Annotated in this window: 11 protein-coding genes; 9 read left to right on the forward strand and 2 right to left on the reverse strand. The window is 43.5% G+C overall.

Annotated features, from left to right (window positions below):
- Positions 1-4 precede the first annotated feature (4 nt).
- Positions 5-217 (forward strand): immunity 17 family protein, encoded by a 213-nt coding sequence (locus DW103_RS13605; RefSeq protein WP_122277051.1) that lies wholly within the window; start codon positions 5-7, stop codon positions 215-217.
- A 92-nt stretch (positions 218-309) separates the two neighbouring features.
- Here the strand turns inward: DW103_RS13605 and rnr are convergent, their stop codons facing one another.
- Complete coding sequence (gene rnr, locus DW103_RS13610) at positions 310-2,502, reverse strand: ribonuclease R (protein ID WP_122277053.1); 2,193 nt, start codon at positions 2,500-2,502, stop codon at positions 310-312.
- Positions 2,503-2,632: 130 nt separating this feature from the next.
- On the reverse strand, positions 2,633-3,538 hold the full coding sequence (locus DW103_RS13615; RefSeq protein WP_122277116.1) for an SMP-30/gluconolactonase/LRE family protein: 906 nt from the start codon (positions 3,536-3,538) through the stop codon (positions 2,633-2,635).
- A gap of 465 nt (positions 3,539-4,003) precedes the next feature.
- Here DW103_RS13615 and DW103_RS13625 point away from each other — a divergent pair, with 465 nt between their 5' ends.
- The 8 genes from DW103_RS13625 to DW103_RS13660 all read left to right on the forward strand — a co-directional run bounded on the left by DW103_RS13625 (position 4,004) and on the right by DW103_RS13660 (position 13,138).
- Positions 4,004-5,131 (forward strand): hypothetical protein, encoded by a 1,128-nt coding sequence (locus DW103_RS13625; protein WP_122277057.1) that lies wholly within the window; start codon positions 4,004-4,006, stop codon positions 5,129-5,131.
- A gap of 3 nt (positions 5,132-5,134) precedes the next feature.
- Positions 5,135-7,003 (forward strand): DNA topoisomerase IV subunit B, encoded by a 1,869-nt coding sequence (locus DW103_RS13630; RefSeq protein ID WP_122277059.1) that lies wholly within the window; start codon positions 5,135-5,137, stop codon positions 7,001-7,003.
- Positions 6,996-7,469, forward strand: a complete 474-nt coding sequence (coaD, locus tag DW103_RS13635; RefSeq protein WP_122277061.1) for a pantetheine-phosphate adenylyltransferase — start codon at positions 6,996-6,998, stop codon at positions 7,467-7,469. Before DW103_RS13630 ends, coaD begins: the two co-directional genes overlap by 8 nt.
- A gap of 43 nt (positions 7,470-7,512) precedes the next feature.
- Entirely contained in the window at positions 7,513-9,111 is a 1,599-nt protein-coding gene (locus tag DW103_RS13640) for a S41 family peptidase (RefSeq protein WP_122277063.1), read from the forward strand.
- A 74-nt stretch (positions 9,112-9,185) separates the two neighbouring features.
- Positions 9,186-9,716 (forward strand): chromate transporter, encoded by a 531-nt coding sequence (locus DW103_RS13645; protein WP_122277065.1) that lies wholly within the window; start codon positions 9,186-9,188, stop codon positions 9,714-9,716.
- Between the two features lies 1 nt (position 9,717).
- Positions 9,718-10,269 carry a chromate transporter gene (locus tag DW103_RS13650; protein WP_122277067.1) on the forward strand — a complete coding sequence of 184 codons (552 nt, stop codon included), beginning with the start codon at positions 9,718-9,720 and terminating at the stop codon, positions 10,267-10,269.
- A gap of 148 nt (positions 10,270-10,417) precedes the next feature.
- The gene (locus DW103_RS13655) at positions 10,418-11,773 is read left to right on the forward strand and encodes a TolC family protein (protein ID WP_122277118.1); all 1,356 of its coding nucleotides are present in this window, start codon (positions 10,418-10,420) and stop codon (positions 11,771-11,773) included.
- Positions 11,774-11,905: 132 nt separating this feature from the next.
- Positions 11,906-13,138 carry an efflux RND transporter periplasmic adaptor subunit gene (locus DW103_RS13660; protein ID WP_122277069.1) on the forward strand — a complete coding sequence of 411 codons (1,233 nt, stop codon included), beginning with the start codon at positions 11,906-11,908 and terminating at the stop codon, positions 13,136-13,138.
- Positions 13,139-13,173: the final 35 nt, after the last annotated feature.

A 13,173-nucleotide genomic window follows, 5' to 3' on the forward strand; every position in this document is an offset into this window, starting at 1 on the left:
GCGTATGGAACCTTCGGAATATTTTATTCTTGCTCTTTTTGTAGGTTTGGGACTTTTCTCCATAGTCGCAGCTGTTTTTAACTTCGATTGGTACTTCCAGACCAGCGGAGCCATGACTTTTGTCAAATGGTTGGGGCGGCCGGGCGCACGTATTTTCTATGCCCTTTTGGGATGTGGATTGATTGCTTGCGGTGTGCTGGGATTGCTCTACTGGTAATAGAAGGGAATATATAAAATAAAGTGCCGATATGCTAAGGAGGAGAAAAGCCTTGCTTAGCATACCGGCACATTGTTGAATCACTCGTGTTTTTATTCGGCCGGTGTAAAGTCCAACTGTTTTCTTTCCAGATTGGCTTGCGCTACTTTGACGGCCATTTTATCTCCTAAGCGATAAACACGTCTGGTCTGGCGGCCGACCAAACAATAATTCTTATCATCATAATCGAAGTATTCGGAAGAAAGGTCGCGGATGGGAACAAGCCCTTCGCATTTATTGGCTATTAGTTCCACATAAAGTCCCCATTCCGTAACACCGGTAATAACACCGTCGAACACTTTGCCGATTTTGTCGCTCATGAATTCTACCTGCTTGTATTTGATAGAGGCGCGTTCGGCCGAGGCGGCAACCAATTCCATCGCGGAACAATGGTCGCAATATTCTTCATATTTTGTCTTGACAACACTTCTTCCTCCTCCCAGGTAGCGCTCCAGCAAACGGTGTACCATCATATCCGGATAACGGCGGATGGGGGATGTGAAATGGGTATAGTAGTCCATTGCCAAACCGTAGTGGCCTACATTCTCCGTGGTATAACGTGCTTTCTGCATGGAGCGGATAGCAAGTGTTTCAATTAGGTTTTCCTCCGGCAGGCCTTGTACTGAGTCAAGCAGTTTGTTGATGCCTTTGGACATTTCTGTTTTCGTCCCGGTTGTTTTCAGCTTGTGACCTAAACGGCTGACAAAAGCGGAAAAGTTTTCCAGCTTTTCAGGATCCGGTTGCTCGTGGATACGATAAACAAATGTTTTTTTGCTTTTCCCTTTAGGTACTTTCCCTGCAAATTCGGCAACTGTACGATTAGCCAGCAACATGAACTCTTCAATCAGCTTGTTGGCCTCTTTCGACTCTTTGATATAAGTCCCCAGCGGTTTGCCGTTTTCGTCGATATCGAACCGGACTTCAGTACGCTCGAAACTGATGGCCCCGTTCTTAAAACGTTTGTCACGAAGTTTCTTCGCCAACTCATTCAGCGAGAGTATTTCATCCTTGTAGTCGCCTTCGCCCGTCTCTATTACTTGTTGCGCTTCTTCGTAAGTAAAACGACGGTTACTTTTGATTATCGTACGGGTGATGTGCGATTTTACGATGTCTGCATTATTGTTCAATTCGAATATAACGGCAAAGCACAATTTCTCTTCATCCGGACGGAGCGAACATATCTGGTTGCATAACCGTTCGGGCAACATCGGGATTGTACGGTCTACCAAGTAAACGGAAGTTGCCCGTTTGAAAGCTTCCCGGTCTATCAGGCTTTCCGGCTTGACATAGTATGTTACGTCGGCGATGTGGACACCAACTTCCCAGTTTCCGTTTTCCAGGGAACGGGCGGAAAGAGCATCATCGAAATCTTTGGCATCTTTCGGGTCGATGGTGAAAGTCGTGACATTCCGGAAATCCTCCCGGTTTGCAAGCTCTTCGGCGGGGATGGTATCGGGTATTTTATCCGCGGCCTTTTCTACGGTCACGGGGTATTTGTAAGGCAAATCGAATTCGGCGAGAATAGCATGCATTTCTGCATTGTTATCACCGGCTACTCCGAGTATATCGACTACTTCTCCCAGTGGGTTTTTAGCTTCGTCCGGCCATTCTATGATGCGGACTACTACTTTGTCACCGTGTTTGCCGCCCTTCAGTTTGTCTTTAGGAATGAAAACGTCATTGGCAAGTGTCTTGCTTTCGGTAATCAGAAATGCGAAACCTTTGGTTATTTGTAGTTTTCCGACAATCAGACGCGCCTGACTATCAAGTACTTCAATTACCTCTGCTTCCGGCTCGGCATGTTTACGTTTGGCCAAAAGCTGTACTTTTACCTTATCGCCGTCCATGGCATGGCCGGAATTGCGTTCGGCTACAAAAATAGGGGCACCCCCGTCTTCCGGCAGGAATGAGTTCTTACCGTTGCTCCGACGGCTGAAAGTACCGATGGCGATTACTCCTAAGTCATTATAGCGGTATCGTCCGCGGTCTATTTCGGAAATGAAGTTGTCGGCGGCAAGGTTATGCAAAATTTCGGCAACCTGATTCCGTTGAACCTTATTCTCCGCACCGATAAAGTTGCTTATTTGTTTATAGTTGAAAAGTTCCCTTGGAGAAGAACGAAAAGCAGCTATGATGGAGTTTATCATAAACTCTTTTTTCAGACGTTTCCCCGTCCCTTTGTCAGGGGAGCCTTTGCGCTTTTTCTCTTCTTTATTGTTTTTCTTTCCAGTTTTGTTTTTCGTCATATATTCTTTTAATTAAATTCCCAGAGACACAGTTGTTTGTCTGCATATTTGTATCTCTTTTACAAAGTAAACAATAATAATTGAAAAGCTGTTTACATTTGTGCTAAATAAATAGGGCAAGAAGCTTTTTTCAATTCCCGAAATGGAAAGCTTTAACCCCCTTGGCTCCGGGCTTACAACTGAATACACTTCCGCTGAGCGGGTATTTCTCAAGTTGTTCGGCAGATAGGCCGGCGCGGGCTGTCGTGATGTAAAGAATATCATGCTTTTTGCCGCCGAATGCGCATGAAGCCACATTTGGAGCAGGGACATCAATCTTTGTCAACAATTCGCCGGTGTAAGGATTGTAACAATAAACACCCGCTCCTCCCCATTGGGCCACCCAGAGATTGTCATTTTCGTCGATAGTCATCCCGTCGGGTGCTCCGGTTCCTTGCGGTATTTCGACGGCAATCCCGTCGAACAGGATGTCACCCTTGTCGGCATCATAACGATAGCGGGCTATTTTCCCTGTCGGGGTGTCGTTGTAATACATGAATTTTTTGTTCTTCGACCAGACAATCCCGTTCGAGATTGTGACATCCTTTATTTGGGTCGTGACGGTTCCGTCCGGTGTCACGCAATAGAGCGTGCCTGCGCCTTTTTGTCCCCCGAATCCCATTGTCCCAATCCATAAGCGTCCTTTCGGGTCGCATTTGCCGTCATTACAACGCACTTTGCCGTCATTGTCGGGGATTGGCGCGATAGAGGTGGTCTGGCCGTTGTTCAGGTTTACACGTACGATTTCGTCTTGAAGCGAAACGACTACGGTAGTATCGCTTTCGGGTACAACAGTCGAAACCATGCGGTCGAATTTCCACGAGTTGTTCTCTTTTGTTTTGGGATTATATTCGTAAAGAGTTTTCCCTTCTATATCCACCCAAAACAACGTTTGTCTTTTCGTATCCCAGATAGAGCCTTCTCCGGTAGTTGCTTCCGCCTGTAATTCAAGCTCTGATGAAATTACCTGGGCTTTTGGTGAACAAGATGCTGCCATAAATAATACAGATACTAGTGTGAATAGATTTTTCATGATATAAAAGACATATTTGGTATAAGAGATTCGTTAATGTGCAAATATAGCATCTTTTGCCTGAAAAGCTTGTTTTTATTTTGATATTTTCTCCTGGCCTTATCCGTTTTTCATCAATTGCTTTCTTTCGTTCAATGAACGTGAAACGCAAAAAATACGTTCGTGAAACGCAAAAAGTACGTTCGATGATTTTGCGTTTCATGAACGTTGAACGCAAGGCTGCTCATTTCCCTTTTTCGGAACGGAAGCAAACTCCGGCTGTTTGTCTCCTGTTTTTCCGGAATAAAGCATGATGGATGAATATGCTGCCGACTCTTCGGATTAATCCCGGAGAGAAAATGTTTTTCAGCTAAAAATATGAATCTTGGTGGGAAAGGGAAGGTTGGAATGAATTAATTATGTAAATTTGCCGTTCAAACAAAACAACCAATGAGTGTAGAGATAAGAGAAGTTATCGGTAAGAAGGAACTTAAGAAATTTGTAAAGTTTAATATCGATTTATATAAAGGTAATCCGTATCATGTGCCGGGTTTGATAGAAGAGGAGATGGTCACGCTGGATAAAAAGAAAAATCCGGCTTTTGAAATATGCGACGCAATCTATTTTCTGGCTTATCGTGATGGGAAAGTTGTCGGACGTATTGCCGGAATGATTAATCGCCGGAGTAATGAAACTTGGAATCAGAAACGGGCACGCTTCGGATTTGTCGATTTTATCGACGATGCGGAAGTTGTCGATGCTCTGTTCGGTGCAGTTGAAAATTGGGCGAAGCAGCAAAATATGGATGAGATACACGGGCCGATGGGTTTTACCGATATGGACCATGAAGGTATGCTGATAGAAGGTTTCGACCAGCTTGGAACGATGGCTACTATCTATAATTATCCTTATTATCCGAAACAATTGGAACGGATTGGATATGAAAAAGATCAGGATTGGCACGAGTTTAAGATTTATATTCCGGAAGGCATTCCGGAAAAACATCTGCGTATCGGTGAAATCGTAAAGAAAAAGTACGGGCTGAAGGTTATGAAATTTAAGGATGCAAAGTCTATTATGCCGTACGCTCAGAAAGTGTTTGAAACACTGAATGAAGCGTATGCCCCTCTTTACGGTTTTGCCCGTTTGACACAGAAACAGATTGATTATTATCTGAAACAGTATATTCCGATGCTCCGTTTTGACTTGGTGACGTTGATTGTCCGAGAGGAAGACGAGAAGGTTGTCGGATTCGGTATATCTTTGCCGAATTTATCCAGGGCCATGCAGAAAGCAAAAGGACATCTTTTCCCTTTCGGCTGGATTTATCTGCTGAAAGCGTTGAAAAGTAAACCTAAGGTGATTGACCTGTATCTGACAGGCATATTACCGGAATATCAGAACAAGGGAGTGAATGCCCTTTTATTTAACGACCTGATACCTGTATATAAGAGTGTCGGTGCCGTATATGCGGAAAGTAACCCCGAATTGGAAACGAACAGTGCCGTGCAGGCGCAGTGGGATTATTTCAAGCGCGAACATCATAAATCGAGAAGAGCATATATAAAAAAATTATAAACTATGGATGAACTGAATTCAACAATGCAACAGCCGACTGCGTATAATGATGATGACATCAAAACGCTGGATTGGATGGAACATATCCGCCGTCGTCCCGGGATGTATATCGGGAAATTAGGAGACGGGACGTTTGCCGATGATGGTATTTATGTATTGCTGAAAGAGGTGCTGGACAATTCCATCGACGAGTATATGATGGGGTATGGTAAAACCATAGAAGTCACCGTGGAAGAAGGCACTGTTTCTGTTCGCGACTATGGCCGCGGCGTTCCCCTCGGCAAAGTGGTCGACGTATCCAGCAAGATGAACACGGGTGCCAAGTATGACAGTAAGGCATTCAAGAAATCGGTCGGACTGAACGGGGTCGGCATTAAGGCCGTAAACGCGCTCAGTAGCTATTTCCTGATAGCCAGCCACCGTGACGGCGAATGTAAACGGGCGGAATACAGTAAAGCTATCATAACCGATGAATCGGGTATCTTGCCGACAGACGAGCCAAACGGTACACTTATCTATTTTATTCCGGACAAGGAGATTTTTAAGGACTATCAATATAAGGACGAGTTTATTGAAGCTCTCCTGAAAAATTATGTATTCCTGAACTCCGGCCTGACCATTCTTTTCAACGGTAAGAAATTCCATTCCCGTAACGGATTGGTCGATTTGTTGAACGAGAATATGACGACGGAGCCCTTGTATCCGATTATTCATATCGAAGGTGAAGACATCGAGGTTGTTATCACACATAGCAATCAGTATGGCGAAGAATATTATTCGTTTGTGAACGGACAACATACGACACAGGGAGGTACGCACCTTTCTGCTTTCCGTGAGGCGTTGGGACGCGTGATTAAAGAGTATTATAATAAAAACTTCGAATATTCGGATATCCGTGCCGGCGTTGTGGCGGCTATCAGTATCAAAGTGGAAGAGCCGGTGTTTGAGAGTCAGACAAAGACAAAACTAGGTTCGAAAGATATGGGGCCGGAAGGACCTTCTGTCGGTAAGTTTATCGGTGACTTTATAAAAAAGGAGCTGGATAATTATCTGCATAAAAACCCGGATACATCGGATGCTTTATTGCATAAGATACAGGAGTCCGAGAAGGAGCGTAAAGCAATTGCCGGTGTTACCAAACTGGCTCGTGAACGTGCAAAGAAGGCGAATCTCCATAACAAAAAATTACGTGATTGCCGGATTCATCTGAATGATGCGAAAGGTGATAATCTGGAAGATAGTTGTATTTTTATTACGGAGGGTGATTCGGCCAGTGGTTCTATCACGAAAAGCCGTGATCCGAATTTGCAGGCGGTATTCAGTTTGCGTGGTAAACCGCTCAACAGCTATGGCTTGACCAAGAAGATTGTGTATGAAAACGAAGAGTTTAATCTGCTGCAAGCAGCTCTCAACATAGAAGACGGGCTGGAAGGATTACGCTATAATAAAGTCATTATTGCGACCGATGCCGATGTGGACGGGATGCATATCCGTTTGCTGCTGATTACATTCTTCCTGCAATTTTTCCCTGATTTGATAAAACGGAATCATGTTTATATTTTGCAAACCCCGCTTTTCCGTGTGCGGAATAAACAGAAAACATGGTATTGTTATAGCGAAGAAGAGCGTGTGAATGCTATTGCAGCTGCCGGGAAAAACGTAGAAATCACCCGGTTTAAAGGTTTGGGTGAAATCTCTCCGGATGAATTCAAACATTTTATCGGTAAAGACATGCGTTTGGACCAGGTGACGATGAAGAAAGAAGACTTGGTAAAAGATATGCTGGAGTTCTATATGGGTAAGAATACCATGGAACGACAGAACTTTATTATAGATAACTTAGTTGTAGAAGAAGATGTCGTTAATGAATAATTCGTCCGGTAAGCGGATTGCACTTTTTCCCGGGACTTTCGATCCTTTTACCATTGGTCATGAGTCACTGGTAAGTCGCGGATTGGCTTTGGTGGATGAAATAATCATTTCTATCGGTATCAACGATAAGAAACAGACCTATTTTTCATTGGATAAACGTTTGGAGGCTATCCGGCAACTTTATAAAGACGAACCGCGCGTGACAGTCATGTCGTACGATTCGCTTACCGTCGATTTTGCCAATCAAATGGGGGCGGAATTTATCTTGCGCGGTATTCGTACCGTCAACGATTTTGAATATGAGAAAAGTATTGCCGATGTAAACCGTAAGTTAAGCGGTATAGAAACTTTTATCCTGTTTACGGAACCCGAACATACGCATATCAGTTCCAGCATTGTACGCGAACTGTTGCGTTACGGAAAAGATATATCCCAGTTTGTTCCGAAAGGGACGAATCTGTATTAATGAGGGAGGAGAATTCTCTGTCCCATTTATAAAGAAGAAAACAATGAAACGAATCCTTTTATCACTCCTTTTAGTGAGTGTATTTACCGTCTCGGTATTTGCCCAGCGCGGTGGCGATATGGATGCCCGCAAGCTCCAGTTGGCTTTATATGCCATATCTAATTTATACGTCGATTCCACAGATGAAAAGAAATTGGTGGAAGATGCGATAGTCGGCATGTTGGAAAAATTGGACCCGCATTCTACCTATACTGATCCGGAAGAAACGAAGGAAATGACAGAACCGTTGCAGGGGAATTTTGATGGTATTGGCATTCAGTTTAATATGTTGACGGATACATTATATGTCATTCAGGTAATTCCCGGCGGACCGGCCGAAAAAGTCGGTTTGATGGCCGGCGACCGTATTATCCAGGTGGACGATACCCTGATTGCCGGTGTTAAAATGAAAAATACCGATATAATGAAACGTCTGCGTGGCCCGAAAGGGACTGAAGTTCGCGTCAAGGTATTGCGGAATAACGCTCCTGACCTGATAGATTTTAAGATTATTCGCGGGAAAATACCTGTATATAGCTTGGATGCCGCTTATATGGCTGATAAGAATACCGGATATATCAAATTGAATCGTTTTGCCGCTTCTTCTGCCAATGAATTCCGTGAAGCGCTTGAAAAGCTGAAAAAGGAAGGAATGAAAAATCTTATCTTCGACTTGCAGGGTAACGGAGGTGGTTACCTGAATGTCGCTATCGATATAGCAGATGAGTTTTTGGATAAAGACAAACTGATTGTTTATACGGAAGGCAGCAAGCAACCTCGTGAAGAAGCCAAATCGTCCAACCGGGGGGATTTTGAAGAAGGACGCTTGGTGGTTCTGGTTGACGAAACTTCTGCGTCGGCAAGTGAGATTCTTTCCGGTGCTGTGCAAGATTGGGACCGTGGTGTTATTGTGGGACGCCGCACGTTTGGTAAAGGACTGGTGCAGAAACCGATTCCAATGCCTGACGGTTCGATGATACGTTTGACTGTTTCCCGTTATTATACGCCTACCGGCCGTTCCATCCAGAAGCCGTATGTGAATGGTAACCAGGAACAATATAATCATGATTTGATAGACCGTTACAACCGGGGTGAATTGATGAGTGCCGACAGTATTCATTTCCCGGATTCGATGAAATATAATACACTTGTTACGAAACGTACGGTGTATGGCGGTGGCGGTATTATGCCGGATGTGTTTATTCCGGTTGATACTTCCCGTTACACGGATTATCATCGGAATGTAGTGGCTGCCGGTTTGGTGAACCGCGTCGCAATGAATTATCTGGACCGTAATCGTGCCGAGATGAATAAAAAATATCCGAAGTTTTCCCAATACAAACAGAACTTCAATGTAACGGAGGAGATTATGCAGGAATTGCTGTCATTGGCAGATAATGATAAAATCAAGTTTGACGAAGAGCAATATAATCGTTCGAAACCACTGATTATGCTTCAGATTAAAGCGCTTATTGCCCGTGATTTGTATGATATGGCCGAATATTTCCAGATAATCAATGATGATAATGCCAGCTATCAGGAAGCCCTCCGCATCATCAATGACGGGAAACGATATGAGAAAGAGTTAGGAAGAGGGAAATAAGCCTTTACATAGAAAAAGCTTGCTTTCCAAGCGTAGAATGATTACCTTTGAAAGACTAAAATTTAATTGTAAATATGTATTGGACGCTTTTTCTTACCTTTGTTAAGATAGGGACTTTCACTATCGGAGGCGGATATGCAATGCTCCCGCTGATACAGCGGGAGGTTGTGGACCGCGGTTGGTTGTCGAAAGAAGATTTTATCGATTTATTTTCAGTGGCTCAGTCGCTTCCGGGTATATTTGCGGTGAACATTTCTATTTTTGTAGGATATAAGCTGAAAAAAGTTCCGGGAGGAATTGCTTGTGCATTGGGGAGTATTCTTCCTTCTTTTCTGATTATGCTTGCAATCGCTCTCTTTTTCACTCATGTACAGGATAATGTTTGGGTGGAGAAAGCTTTTAAGGGACTTCGTCCGGCTGTAGTCGCTTTGATTGCTGTCCCTTGTCTGACAACGGCGCGTTCCATTAAAATGAGCTATAAAGAATTGATTATTCCGATTGCTGCCGCCTTACTGATTTGGTTGGGAAATGTTTCTCCCGTTTGGATTATTTTGGCTGCAATTATAGGCGGATTGTATTATGGTTTAAAGGTAAAGAAGAACTGATATGATTTGGTTGCAATTATTATATGTGTATCTGAAAATCGGGATTTTTGGTTTTGGTGGCGGCTATGCCATGCTTTCGTTAATACAGGCAGATGTGGTGGACCGCTATCATTGGATTTCCCTGCAGGAATTTACCGATATTGTAGCTGTTTCCCAAATGACTCCGGGGCCTATCGGAATTAATAGTGCGACCTATATTGGTTATACGGCTATCCACAATGCGGGCTATTCCCCTGCCATGAGTATTCTGGGGTCGTGTCTGACCACGTTTGCCGTTTGTCTCCCATCCTTTCTATTGGTATTGGCTATTTCGGTTGCTTTTGCCAAGTTCAGGAATAATAAATATGTGGCGGCAGCTTTTTTCGGGCTTCGTCCGGCTACAGTCGGTTTGATTGCAGCTGCGGCTCTGCTTTTGATGAACAGCGAGAATTTTATTGATTATAAAAGTTTTCTGATATTTGGTGCTGCTTTTTTCCTGACCTGGAAATTTAAAGTACATCCTATCCTGATGATATTCCTTGCCGGTATTGCCGGTATATTACTTTATTGGTGACCCCGCCGGATGTCCCGTCGATGTGAATCGGGGTTTCGTCTATAAAACTACCCTCTCTTTCTAATATAATTGTATACGTTTCGTGTGTGCAGTAGTTTTGCTTTCGTAAAAAGGTAAAAAGATTGTTAGGTTGCAAAACGAAAGCATTATGAAACGAATTTCTTACATATTTCTCTCTTGCCTGCTTCTCCTGTCTGCCGGGATGAAGGCTCAGGATGAGATGCCGGCGCAATGGACGCTCAGCGATTGCATTGATTATGCATTGGAGCACAATATCACCATTCGTCGTAATCGCATTAATGCCGAAAGCGCACAAGAAGACGTGAAATCAGCTAAAGCTGACCTCTTGCCTTCCCTGAACGGAAGTATCAGCCAGCGCGTAGTAAACCGTCCGAATAGTGTGAACGGAACGATTATTAGTGGTGATAACATTACGACTAGCGAAAGCAAAACTTCTTACAACGGAAGTTACGGCATTGATGCTAACTGGACCGTGTACAATGGCGGCAAACGGCTGAATACCATCAAGCAACAGCAGCTGAATAATCGCATTGCCGAACTGAACATTTCCGAAAGTGAAAATTCCATTGAGGAAAACATTACTCAACTGTATGTGCAGATACTTTATTCTGCCGAAGCTGTAAAAGTGAACGAATCAACCCTGGAAGTAAGCAAAAAAGAATTTGAACGGGGACAAGAATTGTTTGATGCCGGAAGTATTGCATCAAGTGACTTAGCCCAATTGGAAGCGCAGGTAAGCAGCGATAACTATCAATTGGTGACTTCACAAGCCACATTACAAGACTATAAGTTACAATTGAAGCAACTTCTCGAATTGGATGGTGATTTTGAAATGGCTCTTTTTCTGCCGAAATTGGATGATAGTAGCGTACTGACTCCGCTCCCTGCGAAAGATGATGTTTATCATACGGCTCTGGTTTTACGTCCGGAAATAGAATCCGGGAAGTTGAATGTGAATGCTTCCGAACTGAGTATCAAAATGGCACGTGCCGGCTATATTCCTACCTTGAGCTTGAGTGCCGGTGTCGGAACGACAAATGCCAATGGAAATGATTACAGTTTCAGTGAACAGGTCAAACAGAACTGGAATAATTCATTGGGGCTGACTCTTAGTATTCCGCTTTTTGACAAACGACAAACAAAAAGTTCTATCAATAAAGCAAAGTTACAAAGACAAACCAGCGAATTGGACTTATTGGACGAGCAGAAGACCCTTTATAAGACTATTGAAAGCCTTTGGCTAAATGCTAATAGCGCCCAACAACAATATGTTGCAGCCAATCAAAAATTGAAAAGTACTCAGACTAGTTACGACCTTGTCAGCGAACAATTTAGCTTGGGCATGAAGAATACAGTCGAACTGCTTACGGAGAAAAATAATTTGTTGAGTGCACAACAGGAAACGCTTCAGGCCAAATACACGGCAATATTGAATGCAGGCTTATTGCGTTTCTATCAAGGAGAAGAAATAAATCTGTTTTAAATTAATAAAGAATCATTGGAGTGAACCGCTAATGATATATTCACTCTCTTTTTGTTTGGGTCCCTGTTTCGGATTATTCCGGCAGGGACCTCCAAAAGGAGCAAGATTGAAAAAATAAAAACATAGATAGATATGAATAAGAAGAAACTAATCATCGGTATAGTAGTCGTGCTGGTTGTTGTAGGAGGCTTTTGGCTTTTCACCGGCAAATCGTCGAAAAGCGGTATCAGGCTTGAAATCACAAAAGTGGGCCGGAGTTCCATTTCGAATACGGTGACGGCAACCGGAACAGTAGAACCGGTAACTGAAGTTGAAGTCGGTACACAGGTTTCCGGTATTATTGATAAGCTGTATGCAGACTACAATGATGTGGTAAAAGCCGGACAGTTGATTGCAGAAATGGACAAGGTTAACCTGAAAGCTGAACTTGCATCCTCGGAAGCACAATTGGCAAGTAGTAAAACGGAGTATGAATATCAGCAAAAGAATTATGCACGTAGCAAAGTCCTGTATGAAAAGAAATTGATAAGCGACTCCGACTATGAAACAGCTACTTACAATTACGAAAAAGCAAAGGCCGCATACGACCAGAACAAAGCGGCAATGGTTAAAGTAAAGCGTAATTTGGAGTATGCGACTATCACCAGCCCGATTAACGGTGTCGTGATTAACCGTGCTGTTGAAGAAGGACAAACTGTTGCCGCCGGTTTCGAAACCCCGACCTTGTTCACGATTGCCGCCGACTTGACCAAAATGCAGGTGATTGCAGATGTGGATGAAGCTGACATAGGTAATGTGGAAGAAGGACAACGTGTAACCTTTACTGTCGATGCTTATCCTAACGATGTATTTGAAGGAAAAGTGATGCAGATTCGCTTAGGTGACAGCGGAAGTAGCAGCAGTAGCTCTACATCATCTTCTTCGACGGTTGTTACATATGAGGTTGTTATTTCCGCCGATAATCCCGACTTGAAGTTGAAACCACGTTTAACTGCAAATGTGACGATTTTTACATTGGAGCGTGAGAATGTACTGACGATTCCGACCAAAGCACTTCGTTTTGTTCCGGAGGCGGAGATACTGACTCAATTAGGCTATACTGTTTCCAATCCAAATACAGAGGTACAAGCCGGTAAACGTCAAGTATGGACGAAGAACGGTCAGGAATTGAAGCCGAAATTTGTTACAGTAGGCTCCACCAGTGGGAATATGATTGAAATAACAGAAGGTTTGAATGAAGGTGAAGAATTGGCTGTCGATTTGGAAGCGGCAACTGCTATTTCGACAGCAGAGGCTGAAACAGAAAGAAGCCCTTTCATGCCAGGCCCTCCGGGAAGCAATAAGAAGAATAATAAAGCGAAATGATGGTGAATTCACACACTTCCTGTTCTCCCTCAAAA

Origin of the sequence: Parabacteroides sp. AM08-6 (assembly GCF_003473295.1) — a bacterium.
Taxonomy (GTDB): Bacteria; Bacteroidota; Bacteroidia; order Bacteroidales; family Tannerellaceae; genus Parabacteroides.